The 25,778-nt window shown below is 36.3% G+C and carries 26 protein-coding genes, 1 other RNA gene and 1 pseudogene; 6 read left to right on the top strand and 22 right to left on the bottom strand.

Going from position 1 to position 25,778, the window contains the following annotated elements; genetic code table 11:
* Nucleotides 1–63 precede the first annotated feature (63 nt).
* Entirely contained in the window at nt 64–465 is a 402-nt protein-coding gene (locus IGK70_RS04975) for a YxeA family protein (RefSeq protein ID WP_002369637.1), read from the top strand.
* Here IGK70_RS04975 and IGK70_RS04970 read toward each other — a convergent pair.
* From IGK70_RS04970 to IGK70_RS04960, 3 genes are all read right to left on the bottom strand, one after another.
* Complete coding sequence (locus IGK70_RS04970; protein ID WP_104855639.1) at nt 462–1,196, bottom strand: class I SAM-dependent methyltransferase; 735 nt, start codon at nt 1,194–1,196, stop codon at nt 462–464. The two genes, IGK70_RS04975 and IGK70_RS04970, sit on opposite strands and share 4 nt — an antisense overlap.
* 69 nt (nt 1,197–1,265) lie before the next feature.
* Nucleotides 1,266–2,861, bottom strand: a complete 1,596-nt coding sequence (locus IGK70_RS04965) for an ATP-binding cassette domain-containing protein (RefSeq protein WP_104855638.1) — start codon at nt 2,859–2,861, stop codon at nt 1,266–1,268.
* A gap of 124 nt (nt 2,862–2,985) precedes the next feature.
* Nucleotides 2,986–4,869, bottom strand: a complete 1,884-nt coding sequence (locus tag IGK70_RS04960; protein WP_104855637.1) for a collagen binding domain-containing protein — start codon at nt 4,867–4,869, stop codon at nt 2,986–2,988.
* A gap of 334 nt (nt 4,870–5,203) precedes the next feature.
* Between IGK70_RS04960 and IGK70_RS04955 the strand changes: the two genes are divergently transcribed.
* Both IGK70_RS04955 and ssrA read left to right on the top strand, forming a co-directional pair.
* Nucleotides 5,204–5,509, top strand: coding sequence for a DUF898 family protein (locus IGK70_RS04955; protein WP_002375213.1), 306 nt, complete (start codon nt 5,204–5,206; stop codon nt 5,507–5,509).
* A gap of 138 nt (nt 5,510–5,647) precedes the next feature.
* Nucleotides 5,648–6,014, top strand: a transfer-messenger RNA (tmRNA) gene (gene ssrA, locus IGK70_RS04950).
* A gap of 134 nt (nt 6,015–6,148) precedes the next feature.
* Here the strand turns inward: ssrA and IGK70_RS04945 are convergent.
* The 3 genes from IGK70_RS04945 to IGK70_RS04935 all read right to left on the bottom strand — a co-directional run bounded on the left by IGK70_RS04945 (nt 6,149) and on the right by IGK70_RS04935 (nt 7,393).
* On the bottom strand, nt 6,149–6,334 hold the full coding sequence (locus IGK70_RS04945) for a hypothetical protein (RefSeq protein ID WP_002384733.1): 186 nt from the start codon (nt 6,332–6,334) through the stop codon (nt 6,149–6,151).
* On the bottom strand, nt 6,319–6,831 hold the full coding sequence (gene entV, locus IGK70_RS04940; protein WP_002358120.1) for an enterococcin EntV: 513 nt from the start codon (nt 6,829–6,831) through the stop codon (nt 6,319–6,321). Before entV ends, IGK70_RS04945 begins: the two co-directional genes overlap by 16 nt.
* A 358-nt stretch (nt 6,832–7,189) precedes the next feature.
* Nucleotides 7,190–7,393, bottom strand: a complete 204-nt coding sequence (locus IGK70_RS04935; protein WP_002381996.1) for a DUF378 domain-containing protein — start codon at nt 7,391–7,393, stop codon at nt 7,190–7,192.
* Between the two features lie 195 nt (nt 7,394–7,588).
* Here IGK70_RS04935 and IGK70_RS04930 point away from each other — a divergent pair, with 195 nt between their 5' ends.
* Nucleotides 7,589–7,882: a hypothetical protein gene (locus IGK70_RS04930; protein WP_002358125.1), complete on the top strand. Its 294-nt coding sequence runs from the start codon at nt 7,589–7,591 to the stop codon at nt 7,880–7,882.
* A gap of 13 nt (nt 7,883–7,895) precedes the next feature.
* The gene (locus IGK70_RS04925; protein ID WP_002363681.1) at nt 7,896–8,174 is read left to right on the top strand and encodes a hypothetical protein; all 279 of its coding nucleotides are present in this window, start codon (nt 7,896–7,898) and stop codon (nt 8,172–8,174) included.
* 21 nt (nt 8,175–8,195) lie between these two features.
* Here the strand turns inward: IGK70_RS04925 and srtC are convergent, their stop codons facing one another.
* From srtC to ebpA, 4 genes are all read right to left on the bottom strand, one after another.
* On the bottom strand, nt 8,196–9,053 hold the full coding sequence (gene srtC, locus IGK70_RS04920; protein WP_002375215.1) for an Ebp pilus assembly class C sortase: 858 nt from the start codon (nt 9,051–9,053) through the stop codon (nt 8,196–8,198).
* 234 nt (nt 9,054–9,287) lie between these two features.
* Nucleotides 9,288–11,171 (bottom strand): endocarditis and biofilm-associated pilus major subunit EbpC, encoded by a 1,884-nt coding sequence (gene ebpC, locus IGK70_RS04915; RefSeq protein WP_002360608.1) that lies wholly within the window; start codon nt 11,169–11,171, stop codon nt 9,288–9,290.
* The gene (gene ebpB, locus IGK70_RS04910; protein WP_104855636.1) at nt 11,168–12,598 is read right to left on the bottom strand and encodes an endocarditis and biofilm-associated pilus minor subunit EbpB; all 1,431 of its coding nucleotides are present in this window, start codon (nt 12,596–12,598) and stop codon (nt 11,168–11,170) included. The genes ebpC and ebpB overlap by 4 nt, the downstream gene beginning before the upstream one ends.
* Before the next feature lie 3 nt (nt 12,599–12,601).
* Nucleotides 12,602–16,066 carry an endocarditis and biofilm-associated pilus tip protein EbpA gene (gene ebpA, locus IGK70_RS04905; RefSeq protein WP_162783031.1) on the bottom strand — a complete coding sequence of 1,155 codons (3,465 nt, stop codon included), beginning with the start codon at nt 16,064–16,066 and terminating at the stop codon, nt 12,602–12,604.
* Nucleotides 16,067–16,240: 174 nt separating this feature from the next.
* Between ebpA and IGK70_RS04900 the strand changes: the two are divergent.
* Nucleotides 16,241–17,662: pseudogene (locus IGK70_RS04900) on the top strand (helix-turn-helix domain-containing protein).
* Nucleotides 17,663–17,889: 227 nt separating this feature from the next.
* On the opposite strand, the gene tnpA reads toward IGK70_RS04900, so the two are convergent.
* The 12 genes from tnpA to IGK70_RS04840 all read right to left on the bottom strand — a co-directional run bounded on the left by tnpA (nt 17,890) and on the right by IGK70_RS04840 (nt 25,755).
* Nucleotides 17,890–18,345, bottom strand: a complete 456-nt coding sequence (gene tnpA, locus IGK70_RS04895) for an IS200/IS605 family transposase (protein WP_000063801.1) — start codon at nt 18,343–18,345, stop codon at nt 17,890–17,892.
* 235 nt (nt 18,346–18,580) lie between these two features.
* Nucleotides 18,581–18,976, bottom strand: a complete 396-nt coding sequence (locus IGK70_RS04890) for a DUF805 domain-containing protein (RefSeq protein ID WP_002358131.1) — start codon at nt 18,974–18,976, stop codon at nt 18,581–18,583.
* A gap of 70 nt (nt 18,977–19,046) precedes the next feature.
* Nucleotides 19,047–19,760, bottom strand: coding sequence for a DsbA family oxidoreductase (locus IGK70_RS04885; protein ID WP_002375225.1), 714 nt, complete (start codon nt 19,758–19,760; stop codon nt 19,047–19,049).
* A gap of 139 nt (nt 19,761–19,899) precedes the next feature.
* The gene (locus tag IGK70_RS04880) at nt 19,900–20,346 is read right to left on the bottom strand and encodes a GNAT family N-acetyltransferase (RefSeq protein WP_010713539.1); all 447 of its coding nucleotides are present in this window, start codon (nt 20,344–20,346) and stop codon (nt 19,900–19,902) included.
* 369 nt (nt 20,347–20,715) lie between these two features.
* Entirely contained in the window at nt 20,716–20,958 is a 243-nt protein-coding gene (locus IGK70_RS04875) for a hypothetical protein (protein ID WP_002358134.1), read from the bottom strand.
* 70 nt (nt 20,959–21,028) lie between these two features.
* Nucleotides 21,029–21,460, bottom strand: a complete 432-nt coding sequence (locus IGK70_RS04870; RefSeq protein ID WP_002391595.1) for a universal stress protein — start codon at nt 21,458–21,460, stop codon at nt 21,029–21,031.
* Nucleotides 21,461–21,512: 52 nt separating this feature from the next.
* Nucleotides 21,513–21,818, bottom strand: coding sequence for a hypothetical protein (locus IGK70_RS04865; RefSeq protein ID WP_002375233.1), 306 nt, complete (start codon nt 21,816–21,818; stop codon nt 21,513–21,515).
* A gap of 17 nt (nt 21,819–21,835) precedes the next feature.
* Complete coding sequence (locus tag IGK70_RS04860) at nt 21,836–22,033, bottom strand: hypothetical protein (protein WP_002360617.1); 198 nt, start codon at nt 22,031–22,033, stop codon at nt 21,836–21,838.
* A gap of 71 nt (nt 22,034–22,104) precedes the next feature.
* Nucleotides 22,105–22,494, bottom strand: coding sequence for a hypothetical protein (locus IGK70_RS04855; RefSeq protein ID WP_002358138.1), 390 nt, complete (start codon nt 22,492–22,494; stop codon nt 22,105–22,107).
* 4 nt (nt 22,495–22,498) lie between these two features.
* Nucleotides 22,499–23,815, bottom strand: a complete 1,317-nt coding sequence (locus tag IGK70_RS04850; protein WP_010827286.1) for a Y-family DNA polymerase — start codon at nt 23,813–23,815, stop codon at nt 22,499–22,501.
* A gap of 152 nt (nt 23,816–23,967) precedes the next feature.
* Nucleotides 23,968–25,122, bottom strand: coding sequence for a multidrug efflux MFS transporter EmeA (gene emeA, locus IGK70_RS04845; RefSeq protein ID WP_002358140.1), 1,155 nt, complete (start codon nt 25,120–25,122; stop codon nt 23,968–23,970).
* Nucleotides 25,123–25,314: 192 nt separating this feature from the next.
* Nucleotides 25,315–25,755, bottom strand: a complete 441-nt coding sequence (locus IGK70_RS04840) for a GNAT family N-acetyltransferase (RefSeq protein WP_010824522.1) — start codon at nt 25,753–25,755, stop codon at nt 25,315–25,317.
* Between the last annotated feature and the right edge of the window lie 23 nt (nt 25,756–25,778).

The following is a 25,778-nucleotide window of genomic DNA, read 5'->3' as shown; positions in this document are numbered from 1 at the left end:
TCGATGTTCCATCTCCTTCTTCTTTTGCTATGCTATTTTTGTAAATTGTTAGGAGGAGAAAAAATGAAAAAAATCGGCGCTATTTTATTTATTGGCTTATTGATTGTTGGTGGTTATACAGGCTATCGTTATTATGCAGATACATATAAGGGTGAAAAAGCCTATGCACAAGTTCCTCTAGAAATTCCTGAACGAAAACAAACAGTAGATGACAATCAAAAAAGCATAGATGGTCAATATTCTTTACACTATCGACTAACTTTTGTTAAAAGTAATGGAAAAACACAAGTCATGGATTACGAACGGACAGACAAAAATCCGCAACCTTTGGAACCAAATGCTTACATAGAAGCAACCATTAGTAAAAAAAGAATCATCCAATCTCCTGTCAAAATTGATAAAAAAGAGATTCCAGAAAAAGCTTTCGCACAATTAAATAACCGAAAAACAACCAGCGATAATTAGTCATCGCTGGTTGTTTTTTTACATGGAATAACAATTAATTCATAAATAATGGTACGCTGATTTTGTTTAATTTCATGAGAACCAAAAATTTCTTGTACGCGTTGTTCTAAAATTGTAACTGACCATTGTTCTTCAAAATAGTTGCGGAAAAAGTCTTTTGAAATAGTTTCTGATGCTTCAAAGAAAAATTTTTTTGTGAAAAAAGGTCGCTGTTCTTTTTTTAGAAATGCTTTGTATTTTGCCATCCAATTTAACTGCGGGTTGCTCTCTTGCTCAAAAGGAGAAAATAACGAATCTTGCTCTTCCACTAGCCGAAATATAAGACACCATTTCTCACTTAATTGGCACAATGCATTAACTTTTTCCGGCGTATCCAAAGCAGGGTTCATCGCTGAAAAAACGACTTGAAATTTTTTCCCAGTCTCAATCAGTCTTTCTTGGCTTTGGTGAAGAAAAACAACGTTGCTTGGTGCTTTTGCTTCCGCGATCTCCAACATTCTCTGAGAAATATCGGCTAGCGTATACTCCGTGACTTGCTCTTGAAAAAAAGGTAAGTATCGTCCTGTCCCACCTGCAATATCCAGAAATGTCTGACACGGAAAAAGACCTTCTTGGACCAAGAAATCACGTAATTCTCGGGCAATTGGAAATGGCGATTCTTGTTGAATTTCTTCATATTCTTCTGCAAATTCATCCCAAAATTCCGCTAATTCTTGCTCATTATTATTCATCAATAGTTGCCCCTTTCTCTCAATTCTTATAAAAAGTGTAGCAAAAGAAGCGCCAAAGAGCTAACAAGTTCACTCATTTAAATCAATAATTTCATCTACAAATCGCAGGGTTTTAGGTCGATGAGTAACCAAAATAGTCAACTTATTGTGGGTAAATTTTTGTACTTCTCGTAACACTTTTTCTTCGGTCTTTTCGTCCAATGCAGAAGTCGCCTCATCTAAAATAAGGATCTCTGCTTGTGTAAATGCTAAGCGTGTGAAAGCAATCCGTTGTTTCTCGCCACCAGAAAAATTCATTCCTTTTTCACTCACAATAGTGTTTAAGCCTTCCGGTAACCGTTCATAAAGTTCCCCCAACTGAAAACGATACATAGCTTCAATTACTTGGTCATCAGAAATTTCTTGATTCAATACAATATTTTCTTTCAACGTTCCTTGAAATATTGGCACATCTTGAGATAAATAAAAAACTTTTTCATAATAATCTTCCAAATTAAATTGTGTTAGAGGAAATTGATTCACATAAACTGTCCCCTCTGTCGGCTTCAATAATCCTAAAATCAATTTAATCAGGGTAGATTTGCCTGTCCCACTTTTTCCAATCAAGCCATAGATTTTATTCATTGAAAATTGTCGATTTTGTTGGGACATAATCGTTTGACTATCTACGCTAAAACACACATCTTTTAATGAAATTGTTTGAATTTCAGGTAACGCTTTGCCCGAAACCGCTAAGTCAGGATCATCTTCTTTTTTATAAAAATCTTCCAAGCGCTGATAGGCTACTTTATCCAAATTATATTGAACAAATAAAACATTAAATATGGCTATCGGCGTATAAATTCGATCGATATACATCACTATCGCTACAAGTCCACCTAAACTTAACGTCACGACGTTAGTAAAACTAAGTACGACAATACTTACTTTGATAAGTGCGACTAACAAAGCAAAAAAGCCAAAGAAAAATTCATGGATCATAGTCATTTTTGTTATATTTTGACTATTTTCCTCTGCCATTAACGCGTAATTTTCAATCTCTTTTTTATATTTTCGATTAATTCTAAAAGTTAATAGTTCTGTCATCCCTCGTATCAAAGTAGCATTCATTGCTTCTTCAGAAATAAGTGTTTTTTCTTTCATTTTTTGTAGCGTTTTCAAAAGTATTTTGGTTAAAATAAATACAATCACATAACCAATTAGAATTGCTCGCAGTAATTTTTTATCAATCAATGCTATGAAAAATAAATTAAATAACGTCTCTGGAATTAGCTCTCGAAATAAGCGTCCATAAAAATTCAAGTGGATATTTCTCCCAGCTGCTGCACCAACTTCTACTTTTTGTAGTAAAGCTCCCGCTCCCAGTTTTAGATATTCTTCATAGGAAATCTTGCTAATTTTTATTAAACTTAATTTCTTCAAATAGAAATAGATGCCATTAGTTAAGTAAGCTTTCGGTTTCTGTTCACAGTAAGACAATAGCGGAATTAAAATAATTGTCGTTCCATACGCTACTAACAACCCTAGTTGGAAACTTTTTTGATAATGATCTAACAACTGTTGAAAAAAATAAATTGCTAAAGCACTACATAATGAAACAATCACACCAATCAAAATGTACCAAGTGAAGCTTTTCTGAAAGTGCGACCATATTTTTTTAGTCATTTACTCCCTCCTTTTCGAGCAATACATACCTTACTGTAGCATAGTTTTTGATTGGCGCCTATCAGCAATTTATCTCCAGATAATAGAAAAGCCCCCCAGCGAAAGCTGGATGGCTTTTCTATTGTTAATTCTTTCTGATTTGTAGATAACTTACACCTAAAACGGCAAATGTACTTGCCAGTATTCCTGCTATTAGCATAAACGGTGTTTTTGTTGTGCCTGTTTTGGGAAGTTCTCGTTGCCCGTTTGCTTCATTTAATTTTTGAATTGGTTCACTAAGCAGTTGGGGAGCCAACTGTGGGCTTCCTTCATTTTTCAATGTGTTTAATGGAGCGTTTAGTATTTGTGGTTGATTTTTTGATGTAATAGTTTTATTTGTCTCCACAGTTGTTTCTGTGGATGGCTGTTTTTTCTCAGTTGTAGTAATTTCTTTTGTTGGCGAGACATGAACTTCTGGTTGGCTGCTTTCTGCGGTTTCTGTTGTGCCATTCTCTTCAGTTGTTACGCTTGGTTTTTCAGGTATGATTGGCTCAATCGTGCCTAACGTTTCACTTTCATCTGGATTTTCTTCTTCCGTTGGCGACACATGAACTTCTGGTTGGCTGCTTTCTGCAGTTTCTGTTGTGCCATTCTCTTCAGTTGTTACGCTTGGTTTTTCAGGCATGATTGGCTCAATCGTGCCTAACGTTTCACTTTCATCTGGATTTTCTTCTTCCGTTGGCGACACATGGACTTCTGGTTGACTGCTTTCTGCAGTTTCCGTTGTGCCATTCTCTTCAATTGTTACGCTTGGTTTTTCAGGTAGGATTGGCTCAATCGTGCCTAGTGTTTCACTTTCATCTGGATTTTCTTCTTCTGTTGGTGAAACATGAACTTCTGGTTGGCTGCTTTCTGCGGTTTCTGTTGTGTCTGTCTTTTCACTTGTTTCTGTTGCCTGTTCCGAAGTAGGTGTCTTTGGTTCCCATTCTTCTATTGTCTCTAAAGGAATGTCTAGACTTTCTTCTGTTGGCATTTCCACATTTTGATTGCCGCTTGCCTCGCCTTCTACAAAAACATTTTTAACCTGTGATGTATTTTTTTCATTCATTGCGTCTTGATTGTTTAGTTGATAATTGATGTCATAACTATTTTCAAATGTTGCTTGATGTTGGCCTGCTTCTGTGATTGTCGAAGTGTAACGGACGATAAAGGAAGTAAAGCGTGCTTTATCCCGATAAAAACGTAAATTAAAGTCATTATCTGTTACGAAGTCAATTTTGCCATAACCTTGTTGCTCAAACTCGGCAAGTGAAATATATTTAGTTTCTTTGTCATTCACAATATCAAATGTAAAACTCTCTTTATTTAATTGTTGACCACTTCCTTGTCGATCCGCAATTGAAATATCTTCAGTGACATCGGATTTATTGAGGTTCACATTTAAAAACCAACGTACTTGATTTGACTCTCCAGCCAAATCGCCTACTTTATAAAAAAACGGATAGTCTCGCTCAATTTGGCCAGTCTCTGTGTTAGTCACTCCTTCAATCGTCAAACGTTGAGTCGCCGTTGCTGTTCCGAAATCCGTTTCTATCACATTCGGTTGCGAACTATTGGTGATAAGCGTTTTAATCCCGAAAGAAAAATGCCCATTCACATTATGTAAAGATTCAACTTTTTCGTTAAATGTTGCTACAACATGATCTTTATAGATAAAAACTTCCCCTAAACCATTTAAATTGATTTTTCGTGGTGAACCATCGTTCTCGGTCATTCCAACTAGTGCGTCTGGTAAAGTTAAAGTAATAGTATCTCCAGGTTTTATTTTCTGATTTTCTTTGTCACTAAAAGATACTTTAATGGAGGTCATCTCCCCTTGATATAAAGTAGTGTGATCTAATTCTACTTTGTCAACGATTGAACTTTTGCTCAATTCGGCGCCAAACGAAATTGGACCAATCAATAACGCCCCCGCAATTGGTAGAATCATTACCAACAGTAACACTAAAAATTTTACACTTTTTGTCATAAAAAATTATTCACCCTTCTTTTCTCTTATTTTTTCCACTTAGTGGTCTTTTTCAGAAGTTGACAATAGCAAAAAGATATGTCTCGTACAATATTAATGCTCATTTAAGTAGCCTTTTTTTTAAATTTCTAATTCACTTCCTAAGGAAAACGTTTTATTATGGTAGTTACATTAGATAACATTTGTTACAAAATATCTAATGCTGCCAAGTTTGAGTTGCATAAATAACATATTTCACATCAATAATGAATAAAAATACTTATTTCATCCTCATTTTGTTTCCCCGGCCATTTATTCTTGTTATAATAAAAGTTATGAGATAAGGAGGAAAAGAATGAAAAATTCATATTTTGACGGTGGTTTAGCCACGTATATCGGGACTTCAATTTTAGCAACCTTGATTACTGTCTTTACATTAGGCATTTGCGCACCTTGGGGAATTTGTATGATGTACAACTGGAAAATCAAGCATACCGTTATTGATGGTAAACGCCTTTATTTTGACGGTACAGCTATGCAATTATTCGGTCATTGGATTAAATGGCTTTTATTAACTATAATTACTTTAGGAATTTATGGTTTTTGGTTGAATATCCGTTTGCAACAATGGATTACAAAACATACCCACACACTTGCATAAAAAGAGGAAGGATGAACTGAGTTACGGTCCATCCTTCCTCTTTTTATGAATATCTAACAGAGTGTTATCCTACTCTTTGAAAAAACAAGGAATTTATGCTATACTTTGATAAGTATCAAGGGATACTTATGTTATTTCGGGGGCGTTACGGATTCGACAGGCATAGTTGAGCTTGAATTGCGTTTCGTAGGTTACGGCTACGTTAAAACGTTACAGTTAAATATAACTGCTAAAAACGAAAACAATTCTTTCGCTTTAGCTGCCTAAAAACCAGCTAGCGAAGATCCTCCCGGCATCGCCCATGTGCTCGGGTCAGGGTCCTAATCGAAGTGGGATACGCTAAATTTTTCCGTCTGTAAAATTTAGAAGAGCTTACCAGACTAGCAATACAGAATGCCTGTCACTCGGCACGCTGTAAAGCGAACCTTTAAACGAGTGTCTATGAACGTAGAGATTTAAGTGGCAATATGTTTGGACGCGGGTTCGACTCCCGCCGTCTCCATTTTTAGAAAAGTAGAGAAAAACAAAAAAGAGCAAAAACCTTATAAAATAAAGGTTTTTGCTCTTTTTTTCTATAAGCAAGAGAAGGCTCGTTACCTCCTCTTACACTTCCTACCACATTATCTTTCTAAAACCACTTCATTTTCTTTTTCTATTGGTGATTTTGGGTATTGCATAGAACATGGCTAAAAATATTATTGTTATCAAAAGAGTTTTTAAGATTTCAATTTCTCCTGAATCTATCCAAGTATACACAAAAGCGATGATAAAAGTAATTACTATTTCCGTAACATGATCTTTTAAATTCATTAGCTTAGCCCACATTGAACTGCCCATAAAGCTAGTTGTCCAGCTACAATAATAGCATTCGTCTTTAAACCATTGGCTTTAGCGAAGCGTAATACAGTCACTGCTAATTCTTTCCAGGCTTTCTTTTGTGCAGCTTTTACAATTGCACTGATACTAATCATTGCAAAAAACTCATCTTTGATTTTGTTAGCAACGCAACTTCCTAATGCATTCCAATTAAAACGTGCTTGAACTACTGTTGAAGCATCAGAAATATTTACATTTAACTCTTCCTCAACTGAAGAAATCTCTTGCTGAGCAAAATTATTTTTGACATAGTTTTTAAAGTTATCTTCCGTCACTCCATTCGCATACATTTCTTCCAGTCCTTTTGCTACAGCCTCAACTTCTGAATCCTCTAGCTGGTCAGATGCATAAACACTTGTTCCAGCGCTGATAAAAATGCCTAATGTCATTAGTAATGCCATCGCCAAACAAAAAAATTTAGCCTTTTTTGTCACCTGTAATTCCATAAATAAATCCCTACTTTCTTTTCCTTGTTATAATCATAACAAGGAAAAAGATAATTTATCATCAAAATCCCTATTTGATGCTTATATTTTCCTATATATCCTAGAGCTGATTTTTCTCACTAGTGATCACATCAATTTGAACTAATGATTCAAAAAAAGACACAGGTTATTTGAGGTACGTTCGAGGTAATGCTAGGTTCTATTTTGAAAACAACGCAGCTCTCTTGAAATATTTTTTGAGCTTGTCTAAACCTTCTGAAACGAATATAGAAAATAAAAAAAGAGTCCCCTTTTTCAAGGAAACTCTCAATTGCTAAGTCAAAATAACTTCACGTTATCTAAATCTTTTAAATCAATCCTATGGTTCGCGGAACAAAGGAGCTAAAAACTTAATAGAATAAATCGCACAAATTCCGACAATAATATAGATAATTTTTGCTAATGGTGTGGTTGCACCGCCACTAATTGTTGCAACTAAATCAAAATTAAATGCACCAACTAATAACCAGTTTAAACCTCCGACAATCAATAAAATTAAAGCAATAATATCCAGATATTTCATTTTTAACACTCCTTCCAAATTTGATAAGCCAAGAGTAACACGTTTATTCTTTATTTACGAAAATAATGATTCAGGAAAAAAACTTTTTTTCAATTATTTTCTCGAATCATTTTTTCATTATTAAGAATTTTATGATATAACTAAAGAGTAGACAAAAACAGATTCATTATCTCTGATAAGAAATGGTGGTTTATTATGCGTGCTAAGTTATTTTTAATTTTGCGGAATCGAGTGTTATCCCGTGTTGTCTTTGTCATTCTATTTTTACATGTGCTTTTTACCACAAATGATTTCACGGTGTTGCTGCTCCTCTTACTATTGAATTATTTACTCACGCTTGAGGATAGCGCGAAAAAAAACAGAAAAATCCAAACTTGGCAGGAATTTAAACAGTCGATTGATTGGCCCTTTGTCGCTTTTTATTCAGGGCTTGCTCTTTTAGTTATTTCGTTAATACTTCTGTTTCTCTGGTTCAATTATGCACGATAAGGAGGATTAAAAATTGAAAAGCTATTTTTTTACTCTTTTTTTTAGTATGTTTAGCCTTTTCGTCATACTACTTTGGTTTTCTGGATATGATAGTAAGGGATTTCTATTGGCCCTTACAGATTTTCTAGGTTTTTCTATTATTCACCAAACGCCTGTGCTGGATACTTATTATTCCCAGCAGCCTTTAACAACCAGAATGTTGATTTCTTCTGGGCTTCATTTTTGTACTTATTTTTGCTTAGGTTTGGTCATTGATTTACTACGTAAAGGGTTTAAAAAAATAAAAACATAGTCACTTTTATTATACGAATCGTTAATTTCCATGCTTTCTGGTCGTCTTTTTCCGTCGCTTGTACCAGATAATGAAGCCGCTAATAATTAACGCACAGGCAATTAAAAGTAATGTCCATAATAGTAAATTTTGTTGTTGTACCACTTTTTTCATCCCCGCTGCTGCTTTTTCTGGTTGATATGTGATACGATGTCCTCGAACTAATAACCGATGACTGTTTATCATATACGGTGTGCAAGTTAATAAAGTGACGAGATCTTGGCCAGACTCAATGTGTAAATCTTTTGTATCAGTTGGTTCAACGGTTTTTATTTGATCTACTTGATAAGCAAGCGTCTTCCCATTGACTTCGATATAAAATTCATCGCCTTTTTTTAATTCTGGCAAATCTGTAAATAATTTGGCTTGAGGGAGACCACGATGGCCTGAAATGACCGCATGTGTATTCGCACCACCTGTAGGATAGGAGGTTCCTTCTAACAAGGAGCTTCCTTTTTCCAATAGCAATGCATTCGTTTTATCAAAAATTGGTAAACGGACATTTATTTTTGGAATGGTTAAAACACCAATCGTATGACTTTCAAAATAGGATTTGTCTGGTTTTTTCGTTGTTTTTTGCGTTTCAGAAAAAGGATCTAATCCAGGATTGCTGCCTTTTTTCGCTAATTCTTGGTTTTTCTTTTCCATTTTTTCTTGAAGTTCAGCCATTTCTTTGGTGTTTTCTTGGCTTGCTTTTGCTTGATAATGAGCGATAATTTGTTGATCCAGATAGTTATTTAATGCATCGCTAACAAAAGGATACGCAAATGCACCTATTCCAATAATCAGTAAAAGAATCATAAAACCATCAATGATACGACGTTTCTTTTTTGACTTCATTGCTTCCTCCTTAAAAATAAAGCATGAAAGCCTGGGACAGTGATTGGCCCAGGCTTAAAAACTGATAAACGGCGGAAACAGAATCAACGCTACGCGTTGCTCCGATCTCAACAACTTCTAAGGTGTTTTCTCGTCAAAGACTCGTCGCAGTTTTGTCCTTGAGAGTTCTCGGAGCTAAACACTTCTGTTCCGACCTCTTTGTTTTTCTAAAAATTTCTTCGGTGATGCTAGAAATTAAGCATTTTCTTTTCTACGTCTAGCAAAGTAGACTCCTGCAATAAGTAGCAAGACTGCGCCACTTCCTAAGTAAACGTAGATTCCTTTGCCACCTGTTGAAGGTAAGGTACCTTTGTGTTTGTTTGGTACTTTTTCTGGTGAAACTAGGTTTTCTGTTGTGCCATATGATTGTTCATTGACCACAAATTCAATCCGATTTGTTAACAAGACATAATCATCAGGAGCTACAGTTTCTTCTAAATAATAGGTACCGTATTTAAGCCCTGTGATATCAACTAATCCATCAGCCGTTGTTGTAAAAGTAGTTGCTTCAGCTTTTGTTTTCACCCAAGTTGCTGCTTTCGTTGTTTCATCGATTTTCAAATAATTTGCTGTGTCGCTGTTTTGATCACGGACGACAAAGGAAGCTCCCGCCAAGGCTTGTGTCGCTGTCACATCGCCATCGACTTTAATGAAACGTTTCCCACCTGTCACAACTTCAACAGTTGGTGGTGTTTGGTCGTCGGTATGGCCGTTATCAACATTCGCCTCATTTTTAAAGCCTTTCGTAGGATCTGCTTTTTCATTTAAATGCATAAAGTAAACGAATTTTAGTGTGCCGCCTGGTGTTAGCGTAGGAATATACGCTGGATTAACGGCGACAGTGAAGCCATTTGCTTGTTCAGTCACTTGATAATTTTCAGGAGCAATCACTGTATCCCCATCATATAACGCATAGGCATACTCTCCAGAAGTCACGTTATCAAAAGTTAAGGCTGCATCATGTTTATCAACTAAATTGAATTTGACGTATTTATTAGCGTCGCCTTCTTTGTCTGCAATCCCCAATGGAATATTTACAGAAATTTGATATTTAATTTTTTCTCCAATTGCCACATCTTTACCATCTAAGTTTGGTGTTGTTTTATCAACTTTAGAGGTATCATTTTTGACTGTTTTTTCAACAGGTGTTTGATTGTTTGCTTCAATTGTAAATGGTGTTTTTGTTTGATTTTCAATTAATTCTGCATTATTTGGAGCTTTTACTTCTTCTAAAATATACGAACCAACCTCAAGATTTTTAACTGTTAATTCTCCCGTTCCATTCTCTGCTTCTGTGAAATCATTTTCGCCAATTTCATAACTTTTCCCAGTAATAAAGCGTTTTGCTTGTTCTTTATCCGTTGTCCATGTATATAATCCATCTTTGACTCCTTGGATATATTTTACTGTGCCTGGTGAGCCTTCGCTTTTGGAAATAACAAATTCTGCGCCATTTAATCCTTCATTTTCAGCAGTTCCTACTTTTTTCACATGTAAACTACCATCATTGGCTACCACATTTTTAGGATAAATATGAACAACCGCTAATTCTTCTGTTCCATATTTATAGGAACCATCTGCTTGCTTGATCATTTCGTAAACTGGGAACGCCACCACCATATTCGTAGCAGCAACTACACCCTCTTTTGGTTCTTCTTTAATGGTATACACTGCATCTTTACCATTTTGTTTTTTAGGTAACTGAACAGTGACATTCCCATTTGCATCGGTGGTTCCTTGAGCAACAGGTTTCCCAGGAGTTAAACTTTGGACAGCTTGTTTAGCTGCATCAACGCTTGCGCCTGCCGCTCGTTGCTCGTAAAATTCGCTCGTCACGTTATAAATACTAAACGTCACATCTGCCAGTCCTTGATATTTATCAAACTCGCTCATTTCTTTCCCGCTATTTTGAATAAGCGGATCTGGTAAATCCGTCATTTTCTTTTTGTGAATCACGAGCTGTGCGCTCTCCCCATTTTCTTCTGCAAATGCAGTTGTTGTCCCTAATACACTCGTGAAAAGTGGCAAAATTAGTAACAAGGTACTAACGGTGTACCAAACTTTTTTTAATTGCTTCATTTTCTCTCTCCTCTTTTTTGTTTTTGATAAAATAGCCAAATGACTACCATCCCAATGATTAGCAGGCCTGCAATCGTCAACCAAATAGAACGTTCTTCATTTGTTTTTGGTAAGAAGCCTGACTCTTTTACTTTTTTATTGATTACATGTAACGGTGCTGTTCGTTGTCCGTTCGTTGCGTAAGAATTTTTTTCCACCGTAAAAGGAATTTCTGTTTGATTCAGAAGATAACCTTTTGGTGCAGAGATTTCTTCCAAGAAGTACTGGCCATCTTTTAAACCTTTAACTGAAAATTCACCGGCTTGATTAGACGTGAATTTTTTAGCTAATGCTTTTTCTTTTTGCCAACGATACCCGTTTGCTGTTTCATTGAGGTATTCCCCCGCTTGATTTTTGACGATAAAAACAGCCTCTGGCAAGGTGATTTTCGCATTTTCACTATCAACTTTGACAAAAGACTTGCCGCCTGTACGAACTGTGGCTCTTTTAGTCAAGGTATGTTTGTCCGTGACTAATTGTCCTTCGTTGTTAATCGCAGTGTCAGGTTCAGCGGTCTTTTCTAAACGCATTTGATACGACACAGTCATTGTTTGATTTGCAAAGTTTTGTAAGTCTTTAATTGAAAAATCAAGCGTAAATCCATGCTTTTGCGTCGTCAGTGTGTAACCTGTAGTAACTGTTTTTCCAGCCACTTTTACCTCAATTGATTCTGGTAAAAGTGTCAACGTTGTATCCGCCTTATCTGACAAACGGAATTCCTGATATCCTAAAATATTCGCTGGAATCTGAGTCGTTAACTGATAGTTAATGTGCTCTCCTTGATTAAAGCCTTGTTGCTTATCGAGTACCGTTTTTTCAAGTGGTGGTAAGTCATAGGCATTTTCTTCATTTTTTGGATATAAATGAATATGCGTTAACGATTGCCCTTGTGGATCTTGAACAGGCAAAATCACTACTAGGTTGCTAGCTTTTTCCTTTACCACTTCTGGTGCTTCCGTTTCAACAAATAAATAGGCTTTATCTCGTTGCTGCGAATCTTTGCTCGCTAATGAAAAAGAAACCACTCCATCTTCTCCATTTATTGTCTGTGTTTTATCTTCTGCGATCGGTTTTCTATTTGTTGCACCGGTTTCTGCTAATTGACGCTGTGCTTCTTGGACCGTTTTTCCTTCAGAACGAAGCTGATAAAACGGATCCGTCACATCATAGACTTGATAAGTGACGTCATTTAAGCCCCGATAATTTTGAAGCAGCGTTCCCTCTTCCCCTGTGTTTTGCTGCTGTTCTGGTAATTGACCATCAGGGAACAATAATTTGTGCAACGTAACTTGAACGCTTGCTTGCGATGCTTCTGCTAATGCTTGCTGTGAAAACCCGAAAAGAGCGAGTAGCATGACGCAAATACTTAACCAACGTGCGTTTTTCATTGATTACACACTCCCTTCTGGTCGTCTAATAAAGAGATAAACACCCGCTATCACGAATGTACTAATCGCTATCAAGTAAAACCACAAGCGTCCTATGCCACCAGTTTCAGGTAAAGGAACCTTTGCTTGGTTAGTAACATCTAAAGTAATTTGATTATTCTTCTCTCCAGAAATTAAAACATCTGCTACTTTTTCCCCATCTATCGTGACTGAACCATCTTCGCGAATTATTAATTCGATTGGTTCTTTTAACCCCTGATATCCTTCTGGCGTAAAGGTTTCTGTTAGGACATATTTCCCTGGTTTTAAGTTTTCAAAAACAAAAGTATCCGTTTCTTTGCCATCTTTTGGTAATTCAATATCCGTATCTGGTCCTGTTAAACGGAATTTCGCTCCTTTAAGTGGCGTCTGATTATCGGCTTTTTTATGAACCGTTAAGTCAAAAGGTTTCAAATGATTTTGATGTGTCAGTGTCCATTCTGGCGCATTTTCTTCAATATTTTTGCCTGCATAGTGAATTTCCCCATATTTATCAACAGTAAATTCATAATTTCCAGCAAGAGTGTCGTAGCCTAATGGTCCTGATTGTTCCACCATTCGATACTCACCAGGTTCACTAATTTTAAAATAGCTCAATCCTGCAGTATCTGTTTTTTGAGTTGTCACAGTTTGGTAACTTCCTTGAGCATTTTTTCTTTGCAACGCAAAAGTCGCCTCTGCTAAGTTCACTTGTTTGCCATTTTGCATGGTGTATTTTCTAATTCTGATTGGCAAAGAAGAAAATTTATTTTCAATTTCCAATGGAATAACTTGATTTGTGGTGGTCACTTCTTGTCCATCGATGCTTACTTTGCCTTGCTCACTCACCTCAATTTGCCAAGTCGTTTTCTTGCCTAACTCATGTCCTGCAGGTGCTTTTACTTCAGTTAATGTATAGCGTTCCCCTTTTTGTAGGCGCACATCTTTTGGCAAGGAATAGCTACCATCTTTATTGTCCACTAATGTTGTCTGAACATTTTTACCACTCAATTCAAAGACGGCTCCCACTAAGTTTTTCTCACCTGAGGAAGAATTTTTGATTACTTTTAAATCTAATGGCTTGAACTGCTTCGTGTTTTTCCAAGTAGTATCGTCGATTTTTTCTTGACTGTAACCAGGAACTGCTAATTCACGGGTTGTTTGATAATTGAAAGCTTGTCCTTGATTATTGTATTGGGGAAGCCCAAGAACTTCTTGATAGCTTTCATCCGCGGTTTTGGAAAGTTGGGTTACATTTTTGCGCTCCCAACTATTGCTGGTATCATTTTCTGGTTTTGATAATTTAATATACCCAGTTTGCCAGTTGGCTGTGTCAGTTACTTGCTTTCTACTAATTTCATAAATCACATTATCTGGCCGACTTGTTGGGTCTTGATCATACTCTTCCCAGATTTTTTTCACGTCTAACTTCACGCCAGGTGCTTTTCCAGAAGGAACCCCAAAATCAACTTTTTCAGGGGCCGTGGCTAATGGCTGAAACGTTGTCCGACCATTCATTTGATACCAAAAATCAGGTTTGAAGTTTTCTGACTCTGTTTGAATACGTACTTGATAATGAATTTGAATTTCTTGCCCTTTACCCAAATAAATCTCATTACTATTAATTGTAGCGCCTGTTAGCGACACTTCTGGTAATGTTTGAACCTGAACAGGACCCACACTTTTCATTGATAATGTATTTGGCTCGTATTTAAAAGGTTCAGCAATTGGATCAGCTACTTTTCCGTTTACAACCGTTCCTGAAATCTGAACGGCTTTTTTCGCTAAATAATCAGAAATGTCTGGTGCATAATCCGCGGATTCATAATAAAGGTCTCCATTTTCATCGGCTGACACCATCTCGCGCATTTTATCTTCAACTTGTTGTTTAGATAAATTAGCTCGTGGATCGCTTTGCAATTGAATGCCCAATCCATGTATTTCAATCCCACGTTGTTTTAAGGCCATTGCCTCACCTATCGTGGCGATAAACGTACTGTTAATTCGTTTATTGATATTGTTTTGATCTGGCGCATTATAGCTACCAGAGATATAAGAAGTGCTACCTGGTTGGTCTTGTCGATTCGTAAATTGTGTCCCGTAAAAGCGACCATCCGCCTCTGTTTGAACTCGACTCACTTTATAAGAGAAGGTTGGGACGCCATCCGTTAAAAGTACAATAACTTTCTTATGTCCATTTGGCGTTGCTAACATATCACCAGCATCTCTTAATGCTTTTTGAGTGAAAGTTCCTCCTCTAGTGCTACTTGGCGTAATATTTTTAATTGGATTTTTGACTGTATCAAACGGTCCCATTTGAATGGCGTTGTTATTATAACCGTCACTTGAGTAGCCAACATAGCCCATGTTGATGTTATTGGTAATACCGCTATCTGCCAATGTATCAACAAAACGGTTCACTCCTTTTTGTACTTCACCAATCCGATTGTTTTCATTCATACTACCGGACCAGTCAACGACTAAGACCAAATCCAATGGCGTGATTTCTTTCTGAACATTCCCACGCACATTAAGATATACATCAAAAAGCCCTGGTGTTGTTGTTTCTCTAGCATATTTTCGGATGGCATAATCGGCTTGGTCTCCTGTACCGCCATACTCAATATAAGAATTTGTGCGATTAGTAGGGTCCCCATTCCAACTCGTTTGGCCGTCCCATTGTGCACTACCGTCTTTATTCCCTTGATGGTTTAGCACATTTTGATTGCCTGTGGGCCGCCAATTAGCTGTCGGATAAGCACCAGAATTATCCGTCGTGTATTGTGGTGCAATTAAAGGTAGTGCCAGATTCGCTCTCAAAGTAGCTGGCGCCATTCTTGCTTCTGCAAATGGATTGGTTACCTCTTCTGTTGCGGTCGGCTGTTCTGTTTTTTCTGGAGCCGAATCATTTTTGTTAGTTTCTTTCGTATTTTCTGGTACAGTTATTTTTTCTGGTTCAGTTGATTCTTTAGCAGAATCCTCTACTGTTATTTTTTCAGAAGTAACTGAAACATCATATTCGTTGTTTTCATACAATAACTTAGGTGGCTGAGCTGTTTGAAGCGAACTTTGCTCAACAGCTAACGAAAGCTGTACCGGCTTTTTTACTTGTGCGTCCAAAGTCAGATAAAGCGTACCATTAGTCACTTGGTAAGAATATCCGTCTTTTTCAATTACAGCAGTATCCATGAACTGTGCATTTTTCAATTGAATTTCTCGTTGTAATGGCTGCTCTGTTTGGTTGAGAAGATTTAACTCGATATTAATATTCGTTTTATCATTCTCATCTGTTATCATTTGAGCGGATGTAATTTCAACTTCTTTGGCTGTTTCTGCATAGCCAATGAGCGGTATGAAATAGGATGAGACAAGTAAAAAGACTACGCCGAAAACCCCAAATTTCTTTAGTAATTTAATGTCTGTTCTCTCCTTTCTTTTATGAATTAACAGTTAAATTAGAATTGCCTAGCACGTAAAATTTCATTATTCTAATCTGATAATTATTATACAGAGAAGGAGCTCATTAAATCACACCAGCTTTCATACCAAGCGGTTTCATTTCTGAAATTGCGTTATTGTTTCGATGATTGTTTCATTAAAGTAAAGGACTTGGGAGGAAACAATATGATTAGGTTTTTAGAAAAAAATTATCGGAAAATGGAAGAAATCATTCGTGTCTTATCCATTTCTGATAAATGGATGACTAAAAAAGAACTTGCAAAATATATTGGTAGTTCTGAGTCTACTTTTATTCGTTATATTGAGGAGATTAAACAGCGTTGGGGCGAAAGTTTAACCATTAAAACATCGCATAAATTAGGCTATCGTTTAGAAAACTTTAATGTGTCCTTATATTTAAACGTGCTGACGGATATGGCAAAAACGTCAACGACCACCCAATTGCTCCATGAGTTTATCCAAAATCCTGGCAAAACCATCGAATATTATTGCGATACCATCAATATTAGTCGCTCTTCTTTTGCTCGAAAATTGAAGCAGTGTAATCAGGTCTTGGAAACTTACTCTCTTCGCGTTATCGTTGATCAAGGCTATCAATTAACTAGCCAAACAGAAGAATTGCCTTTACGTATTTTTACAACCTTTTTCTTTTTAATGTATTATGGTCATTATGAATTGCCTTATCAATTAGATAAGCAGGAAATCAAACAATTAATGCGTCGTAATCAATGCCAATTAAATATTATTAGTATGGATAACAGTTATGAACACGATTTCTTTATTATGTATTTTATTGTTGATTTATTAAGATAGCATCAAGGATTTCAACAACGTTTCCAGAAAAAAACAGATAAAAAGAGTCCAATCAAAATGGAAGATTATCTTTTACTCAGTCGTCATTTCACTGGACTCAGCCGTGAGACCTATCGAGAAGTTCTCCGGTATTTTCAAAGAGGCGCTTTTCAGCAATACTACTCCGAAGACCAAGAAGTCATCAGTCAAAGAATACGTGAAAATTTAAAATTTAATGCTTTTTCACAGATTGAACAATTAACAGAAGAAGTCGTCGACTTCGCTGTTCACTTGTTAACCTGTCTTTATTTGTTTTCTCAATTAGTGCCTTTTGACACCTCCGAATTGACACAAAGGGCCACCTTTTTCACTCGACAAATTCATTTTACTCAGCTTCACTTATATGCACGATTAAAAGCAGAATTGCATTTCTTTTCCGCTCTTTTAGAAACAAATCTATTAAACTATTCATCTTCTTATATTTTTTGGTTGCTTAATACTTTTCCAGAAATTAACCAGAGTTTCGACTCAAAAAAGATTTTGATTATTAGCGACATGGGCCTGAATCATAGTCAATATATTGGAAACTATGTCCACGATATTTTAGCTTTGCATCGGATTCGTTCAAATACGTTAGCAATTACGGAAGAACAATTAGGTGACCATCGACTCGAAGAATTTGACTTGATTATTACCAATCAACCAATTATTGAAACCAGTGTTCCAAGTATTTTAATTAATGATGCTATCTTATTTTCTAACAAAAGAGAATTGCTCGATTTATTAAACTTTTAACGTCTTAATGGTTTTCCCTATCTACCAAAAAGATAGCCCTTTTATCAAGAACCACGTAATGTGAGGTGCCATCATACAGAAGATATTTTTATTTTTCTGAAGTAAATATCCACCCGCATAGCGGGTGGCTTTTTAATAGCCCTAGAAGGGCTCGCTACCTGCTGCTCCCTTTAAGGGAGCTTTTTTTAGAGACTGCCAACCGCTACCATTCTATTCTTATCTAGTTGTTACTTCCTAAATGGATCTTTATACTCTCTTTTGTTTATACTATCCCTTATTCGATCTTCTGCTTCTTGTTCTCGTATATACTTAGCTATCGTTTTTTGGTTCAATCCTACAGTGCTCACATAATAGCCTTTTGACCAAAAGGATCGATTTCCATAATTGTATTTTAAATTCGCATGACGTTCATGAATGATTACTGCACTTCTTCCTTTTAAGAAACCCATAAAACCTGATACACTCAACTTCGGCGGAATTCTTACCAACATATGGATATGGTCGGGCATTGCATGCGCTTCAATGATTTCGACTTCTTTCATCTCACACAATTTCCTTAGTATTTTCCCTATATCTCGCCTCAATTGACCATAGATTACTTTTCTTCTATATTTTGGTGTAAACACAAGATGATACTTACAATTCCAACGAGTATGTGCTAAACTTTTATCGTCGTTCGACATTCAAAAACTCCTTTCGATTTGATAACGGTTGGTAGCCTTTATCTATTATATCGAAAGGAGTTTTTATCGCTAAAGCTCTGGCCTCCACGCGCAGTACGCGTGGTTTTTTTGTCGAAATCTCTTTAGAGATTTCGACTGACTAAAGTCATTAATAAAAAAGAAAATAGGACATAAGTCGAAATGACTTATGTCCTATTTTCACTCTTAAGATAATCAGCTAAACGAAACCAGCAAATTAAATTTCTGATTGATTCACTGGCCATCTTGTGTGACTTTTACTTGGCAAAATTAATGTAATGAAGATCACTAAAGTACCGATAAAAGGAAGTAAATAGAATAAAATCCACCAGTTACTGTGGTCGCGATCATGCAATCTTCTTGCTCGAACAGTAAAGTTTGCCAACCAAATTAAAGCAGTCAGCAAGAAAAAGATAATGGTCACGGTATTCCATTCTTTAATGATTGTTCCATCATTGGGTGTTACTTCAATATATCTGTAAACGCCCGTAATTGCTGAATAAATCCCTAACACCAAATAATTAATTAATTGTGGCCACCAATATTGTGCTCGTGTTGCTGACGCATTCATTGTTGTAATATTATTCCAGTATTCTCTATACGCGTTAAACATATTATCACCCCCGCATTAACTATTACAGAAGTCTTTCGTTTTGTCAAAGAATAACGTTATTTTATGCCGCTTAATGACACGTCCATGTGCCTTCCTTAAACTCACACGAAGCTGACTTTTCAGAAGAAGGAGTTAATGAAACTAACGGTTGCTGTTGTTTTTCTTCTGCGAGAATTTTTTGAATAGTTTGGCTGATTTGTTGTTTCGGTACTGCACCATTAATTAAATATTTTTGATTAATGATTAGTGCGGGAACTCCTTGTAAACCATAAGCAGAAGCTAGCGCAAAATCTTCTTGAACCGCCGTCCAAACAGCCTCGGAAGCAACAGCTTCTTTCCATAAAGCAAAATCAATCGTTGTCTCTTTTACTAGCTCCTCAATTACTTCTGGCTCTTCAATATTTAAACTTCTCATAAATAAACCTTCTTGTAACTTATCAAACAGTACCCAATAAGTGTCTTGGTTGCCAATGTATCCAGCTGCTTTTGCTGCTAATAATGCATTCTTTGATGTTGGAAAATCAAATCGTTGCTTCCTCATCCCTTCAATATTAAAACGATGCTTTGAATCGTTTTGATTGGCATGCACCCAATGCGTCAAAACTTCTTCTTTTACTGCTGCTCGTGAGCCAAACATTGTTTCAAAATCGTTTGCGGACCACCCCAACGCAAACGACCGATGAATCAATTCAATTTCAGGAAATTCTTGTTGAATCTCATGCATGCGGTCAGACATTGGAAAACAAAAACTACAAATAACATCATGGAAAAATTCTATTTTCATCCTTACCCTCCAGTAACTCTTTTTTCAAAACAGATTGAACTAAATTTACCATTTTACTTACTAAAAGTAAACAAATGAAGCCAATTAAAAGAAAAAGATGAAACAAAATGCGCTATGGCTTTTGTCTCACCTGTTCTATCTACTTATTCTGATGTGTCCATTCCATTACCCGCTCACCATTCGTATCTAATTCACCATTAAATACAAAACCAAGTTGTTGATACAACCGAATTGCTGAGCTGTTCGTATCATAAACACTCAAGTATAGCTTGTTTGTTTGGTATTTTTCTATTAGCATTAACATTAAAAGTCGACAGGCTGCTTTCCCATAACCTTGTCCTTGGAACCGTTGATCAATTAAAAAGCGGTCTAACCAAACGCGCCCATCTTGCCAACGTCCATACATGGCATAGCCGATTAATTGATTGCCGTCATAAATACCTGCCGATTCCCATTCTGGAAATTGGTCCGATTCTTTTAGATTTTCTGCCATTGATTCAATGAAGGTTTGTTGTTCAGCGAAAACTTGTAGGTTTTCCACTGCTTTACGATTATCGTTTGTTACTTTTTCAAAATGTATTTCCATTGTTTTCACCTAATTAGTTGTTATTTTCTGCATACTTGTATTCTTTCTTGCTTCTTATTTTAACATACTTATTTCCCTTTGCTTTCTCTAACTCTCTGTGATTATACGTTTCTCTTTTTTATGGGAAATCTTCCCTATAAATGGAGACTCTTTTCAAGAGATTTCTTTTTACACTGCCCGTTTCAAATGATATAAATGATATATAGAGTGTTTTAACTATGTGCAACATGATTAAAAGTTAACTGTTGGGGAGCAGTTAACTTTTTCTTTTTAACCACAAAAGAGAGGATCCGCTGTGAGAAATAACTGCAGTGGATGCTCCCTTTTGTATATTATTTATTTACTAGCCGATAGTTGAAAGCTTTCCCGTTACTCAGTAGTATCGATTTTGTCTTCTTGACTATCTAAAGAACGGTCAACTTTTTCGTCGTAACTTTCCATGGAATTTTCATTTTTATGTTTCTGCTTATCGACCGTTTTATCGACTTTTTCTTTCTGTCGATCAATTGTTTTTTCCATCTCTTCGCCAGCCGAGGTACAACCACTCAGTAAAAGGAAACTTGTGAATAAAAACGCTGACAAGATAACTGTTTTTCCGATTTTTGTTTTCATAAACTCACCTCTCGTTTAATTTAAAAAAACGTCCCGATAAAACATTGTTTCCTTGATTAATTACTCACAATTAGCGAACGACTAAGACATTGCACAAAGCATGGTTAACCACATAATCTGTAGTAGAACCAATCAAGGTTCGTTGAATAGCACCTCTTCCCGTGGCACCTAGCACAATTAAATCTATAGCATAATTTTCAGAAATCGTGTTGGCAAGATAACGTTTTGGGCTCCCAAGCTCAACAATTTTTTTGACTGTTTTTACACCAATTTCACTCGCTTGTTTTGCCTTTTCAGTGAGCATCTCTTCTGACTTGTGTTTTTCTAAATCATACAATTCTTCAAAAGAAAATGGACTCGTCGTAAATTCAGCATCATTAATAATTGTAGCTAAATAAAGAGTAGCTTGTTCCTCTTTGGCAATCCTGACAGCTTCATGAAAAGCTTTTTCAGATTGATCTGAGCCATCAAGAGCAACCAAAATATGTTGATATACTGACATTTTATCCGCCTCCTTAACCAAATTAAGAATCAAAACTAACACAACAGCTGTGTTACATTTTAGTGGCTATCTGTTGTAATTTTTCCACGGTTAATGCTTGATAATTTGTTTCTTCAAGTAGTCCTGTTTGAATTTCAACAGAAACATCTTCCGTACATGTTTCTAAAAACATTGTGGCATAATCAAACTGTTGCTCTAAGAATGTTTCATACTCCCGTCGACAACGTAAAAATTCTTTCGCGGTATCTGAAACATGTAAACACATGCGGCGCTTATTCGCTTTCTTGGTTATCACAAAATAGGTTCCTTCTAAAATCGTGGTAATCTCTTCAATAATATACGCTGCATCTTTTACCATTCCGTCAATCCAGTCCTTTATTTGTTTTCAGTATCGTTGCTTTTTTCTTTGTCGTCACTTAACAGCTCTTTAATTTTTTCACGATTGTCGTATAACTTTTTTCCTACGCCCACTAAGGCACCACCAGCCAATAACTTTGTTAAAAAGCCGCCATTTGCATTTGTTTTTTTGCCATGGTGTCCTTTTAAATGATGTCCCATCCTAGCCACCTCCATAATTTTTATTTCTATTACCTATGAACATTATCTCATATGTTTTCACAAAACGCACGTATAACAATAGTTTTTTAATCAAGGCTCGACCACTTTGTAAACTCATGACTTTTAATATGCCGAATCTCTTCAAATAAAATATGTGTATGTCCAACTTTTGCATACTCCATTGAACTCATCCCTTCAAAAACACCAACAATTGGCGGTTGAACACGGCCAAAATCATCCAATGTATTCAATTGGATTTCTAAAACCTGGTTATTTTTTAAAGACTGCTCTAAGTATTCTTCAATTTCTTCTGTTGTCTGTTGCGGTAAGCGTTCAAACGCTCTCTTAGAATATTCGTCAGAAGCTTCGATTCCTTCTTGTAACTCCCCCAATGCAAAAGCGGTCGCCCATTTCAGTTCAAAGGGCCGATCATGGTACTCATTATAAGGTGTAAATTCTTTTTTTGTTCGTTTCATGATGTTATCCTCCTAAACCGACATTTCCTCCAGCATGTCCACCGACTAATCCTGAACGATGAATTGCCGTCGCGCCTTCCAACAAAGAAGAGGCGTGAATTAAAGCTTGAAAGCCAAATTTTTGTCGGATTTTATCAATCAGATAGTTTAACTCCATTTCACTAATTTGCTCTTCTGGTTCCGAAAATAAATCTAATTGTAAAGATTCATTCCAAACTAATTTCCCATAAGAAAGCCCTAATTGCCGGACATCGGTTCCCGCTAGATAATGTTCTCTAAAAAGGGCTAATACATAGGTAATCAAAACTTTTGTATTGTTTGTTGCAGGAATCGTTTGTTGTTTTCGCCAACCAGTTCGTCCTTCACGGTCAATTTGTCCTTTGGAATAACCAACGTAGACTGTGATACATTCCGTTTGACAATGCGCTTTCCTTAAACGAGCAGCCACTTGTTCTGTCAGTTCCTTTAAGACTAGTTCAATCTGATCTCTTCGCGCATAATCTCTCGGCAAAATCTGACTATTTCCAAATGATTTTTCAGCTTTATGTTCCGCTTTTTTCCCTAAAAAGGTACGATCAATCCCCCATGAATGAGCATACAATTGAAGCCCCATCACGCCAAATGTTTCTTGTAAAAGATGCGGATTCGCTTGCGCTAACTCATATACAGAATCAATTCCTAAGCGATTCAGTCGTTTAGCCATTCTGCGACCAATCCCACAAAAATCTGTCAAAGAAGGCAACTGCCAGACAGTATCTGGTACACGATCATACCGCCATTCTGCAATAAAATCTGGCGAATGTTTGGCGCCATTGTCCAACGCCAATTTAGCCAGTAACGGATTGTCCCCTATCCCAACGGTCACATAAATACCCACATGATTATAAACGACTCTTTGGATAATCCGAGCCATCTTATAGGCGGTTTCACAATGAAAATAACTTAAAGAAGCCGTTACATCAAGAAATGATTCATCTACACTAAACACAGAGTGATCTTCATCTGCGACAAACTTTTTATATAAATTATTGATTTCTTGATTTTTTTTCATGTACAAATTCATTCGTGGCGGAACCACATATAAATCAGGATGAGCGGGCACTTGATTTTTACGCGTAACATTTGAAACACCTAAAACTTTTTTTGCCATTGGCGATGCTGATAAAACTAATCCCCCCGCATTTTCGGCATTACTCATCACTACTAACATCGTTTTCAACGGATCTAACCCACGTTCTGCGCATTCTACACTAGCGTAAAAACTTTTGCAATCAATACAAAGAATATCGCGACTAGGTTCTTTTTCATAATCAAATTTCATAAACATCACCTCACTTGCAAAATCATTATACGAACAAACGTTCGATTAATCAAGCGAACACTGTTTATTTTTTTGTTTTTTTCAAGAACGGTTGGTGATCAAAAAAAAATAAGTATTCGGAATTTTTATATTCCAAATACTTATTTTTTCTTTTACATCTTATTTCGATTTAAAAATAACGATAAAAAGCCCGTTCCTAACAGAATTACTGCTGAAACATAATAAGGGAAAAAGTGATTGATATCAAATAAAGCTCCTGCTGCCATTGGTCCTAAAATATTACCAAAACTTGTAAATGTCGAATTTAGTCCGTTGATGGTTCCTTGTTGATCTCCAGCATGTTTGGATAAATAAGTAGTTACTGCTGGTCTAAACAAGTCAAACGCTAAAAAGACAATAAACGTTGAAAATACAACAACTAAATTATTTTTTGTAAAGGCAATCACGGCAATAAAAATGGCACTTGCAAAAAAGGTTAATTGGATTAAACCCATTTCACCTATTTTTTGGACGATTGCATCAAAGAAAAACAACTGACAAATCAACGCTAAAATACCACTAACCGTAATCACGATTGCTATTTCACTTGTGGTAAAGCCAAAATTAATAGTCGCCATAATACTATAAATAGATTCGAACGCTTGCAGGCCAAAAGAGGAAATTAAGATAATCACAAATAATGAGGTAAACATTGGATTTCTTAAAATATCCATAAATGAACCTTTTTTCGCTTCAACAGCGGCTAAAATTCGTTTCTCTGGCTCCTTCAAAACAGTTAATGTCAAAATAAAACCAATAAACGCTAAAAATGCGGCCGCAAAAAACGGGGCGCGAATGCCTAAATAAGCAATAAAACCACCAACTCCTGGTCCGATAATAAAACCACCACTAATTGCAGCTGACACAAGCCCCATCGCTTTCGGACGTTCAGAAATCGTGGTCATATCTGCCACAAAAGCTGTCACTGACGGCATTAATAAAGCGGCGGCAATCCCACCTAAACCACGAGAAATATAAAAACCGCTTTTCGCTTGGGCTAAACCAAATAATAACTCAGAAATTGAAAAAACCAACATGCCCGTCGCAATCATTTTTTTCCGACCAATTTTATCCGAAAGGACACCTGCGATTGGCGATGTGATTAATTGGGCAATCGCAAAAATAGAAATCATCATTCCCATTGTGGTACCAGAAAAATGCATTTCTTCTTTTAATTGGGGAATTACGGGAATGACTAGGCCTACGCCTAGAAAAACAAGAAACAAGTTAGAAATTGCTAAGTACATCATACTATTTTTTTTCGTCATAATTTGCCTCCTCCATAAAAAAACAGCCATCAAAAATGGCTATTTCTGTTTCTTTGTATGTACTTTCTTTGACAGTGTTTCGGCTAAAACACTCGTTGAGTCATTGAGATACATTTTACACTAACTCGCTGAAAATTTCACTAGTTTTTACTTATTTTTTTAAAGGAAATTGTTATTTTTTAAAGACATAACTTAAGTATCCAAGTATTTAATGAATCGCTTTTGTTTTTTATCAGAAATATAGCCAATGTGTTCATAAAATTGATGTGCTGCTGTACGCTGTTCCCCTGAATTTAAGCGAATCGCAGACAAGTTACACTTTTTAGCTTCCGTTTCTAGTTTCGTCATTAATTGTTTGCCAATTCCACGGCCTTCTGCTTCTTTTGCCACTGCTAATCCCAGAACGTTCAATAACGTTTGGGAATAAATTGTTTCATACAGTTGCGCATGCACATAGCCTAAAATCTTCCCTGTCTTCGTTTCTTCATAAACATATAAAAACTCTCTGTCACTGGCTAGTAGTAATTTCTCAATCTGTTTACAGGTCACGTCAACGGGAACTTCATAGCCCAATTGTTCTTTATTAATGATAGTTAACGCCGCTGCATCTGTTGGCTTCATTTTTCTAATCAAGGGTAACAACCTCCTTTACATTC

Source organism: Enterococcus sp. DIV0358, assembly GCF_051713465.1.
Lineage (GTDB): Bacteria > Bacillota > Bacilli > Lactobacillales > Enterococcaceae > Enterococcus > Enterococcus faecalis.
The sequence above is the reverse complement of the archived record's forward strand: the minus strand, read 5'-3'. Positions and strand labels throughout refer to the sequence as shown.

Bases quoted from the DNA above. Each gene is read 5' to 3' on its own strand.
- IGK70_RS04975 (WP_002369637.1), top strand. From the start codon at position 64: ATGAAAAAAATCGGCGCTATTTTATTTATTGGCTTATTGATTGTTGGT.
- IGK70_RS04970 (WP_104855639.1), bottom strand. From the start codon at position 1,196: ATGAATAATAATGAGCAAGAATTAGCGGAATTTTGGGATGAATTTGCA.
- IGK70_RS04965 (WP_104855638.1), bottom strand. From the start codon at position 2,861: ATGACTAAAAAAATATGGTCGCACTTTCAGAAAAGCTTCACTTGGTAC.
- IGK70_RS04960 (WP_104855637.1), bottom strand. From the start codon at position 4,869: ATGACAAAAAGTGTAAAATTTTTAGTGTTACTGTTGGTAATGATTCTA.
- IGK70_RS04955 (WP_002375213.1), top strand. From the start codon at position 5,204: ATGAAAAATTCATATTTTGACGGTGGTTTAGCCACGTATATCGGGACT.
- IGK70_RS04945 (WP_002384733.1), bottom strand. From the start codon at position 6,334: ATGTGGGCTAAGCTAATGAATTTAAAAGATCATGTTACGGAAATAGTA.
- entV (WP_002358120.1), bottom strand. From the start codon at position 6,831: ATGGAATTACAGGTGACAAAAAAGGCTAAATTTTTTTGTTTGGCGATG.
- IGK70_RS04935 (WP_002381996.1), bottom strand. From the start codon at position 7,393: ATGAAATATCTGGATATTATTGCTTTAATTTTATTGATTGTCGGAGGT.
- IGK70_RS04930 (WP_002358125.1), top strand. From the start codon at position 7,589: ATGCGTGCTAAGTTATTTTTAATTTTGCGGAATCGAGTGTTATCCCGT.
- srtC (WP_002375215.1), bottom strand. From the start codon at position 9,053: ATGAAGTCAAAAAAGAAACGTCGTATCATTGATGGTTTTATGATTCTT.
- ebpC (WP_002360608.1), bottom strand. From the start codon at position 11,171: ATGAAGCAATTAAAAAAAGTTTGGTACACCGTTAGTACCTTGTTACTA.
- ebpB (WP_104855636.1), bottom strand. From the start codon at position 12,598: ATGAAAAACGCACGTTGGTTAAGTATTTGCGTCATGCTACTCGCTCTT.
- tnpA (WP_000063801.1), bottom strand. From the start codon at position 18,345: ATGTCGAACGACGATAAAAGTTTAGCACATACTCGTTGGAATTGTAAG.
- IGK70_RS04890 (WP_002358131.1), bottom strand. From the start codon at position 18,976: ATGTTTAACGCGTATAGAGAATACTGGAATAATATTACAACAATGAAT.
- IGK70_RS04885 (WP_002375225.1), bottom strand. From the start codon at position 19,760: ATGAAAATAGAATTTTTCCATGATGTTATTTGTAGTTTTTGTTTTCCA.
- IGK70_RS04880 (WP_010713539.1), bottom strand. From the start codon at position 20,346: ATGGAAATACATTTTGAAAAAGTAACAAACGATAATCGTAAAGCAGTG.
- IGK70_RS04875 (WP_002358134.1), bottom strand. From the start codon at position 20,958: ATGAAAACAAAAATCGGAAAAACAGTTATCTTGTCAGCGTTTTTATTC.
- IGK70_RS04870 (WP_002391595.1), bottom strand. From the start codon at position 21,460: ATGTCAGTATATCAACATATTTTGGTTGCTCTTGATGGCTCAGATCAA.
- IGK70_RS04865 (WP_002375233.1), bottom strand. From the start codon at position 21,818: ATGGTAAAAGATGCAGCGTATATTATTGAAGAGATTACCACGATTTTA.
- IGK70_RS04860 (WP_002360617.1), bottom strand. From the start codon at position 22,033: ATGGAGGTGGCTAGGATGGGACATCATTTAAAAGGACACCATGGCAAA.
- IGK70_RS04855 (WP_002358138.1), bottom strand. From the start codon at position 22,494: ATGAAACGAACAAAAAAAGAATTTACACCTTATAATGAGTACCATGAT.
- IGK70_RS04850 (WP_010827286.1), bottom strand. From the start codon at position 23,815: ATGAAATTTGATTATGAAAAAGAACCTAGTCGCGATATTCTTTGTATT.
- emeA (WP_002358140.1), bottom strand. From the start codon at position 25,122: ATGACGAAAAAAAATAGTATGATGTACTTAGCAATTTCTAACTTGTTT.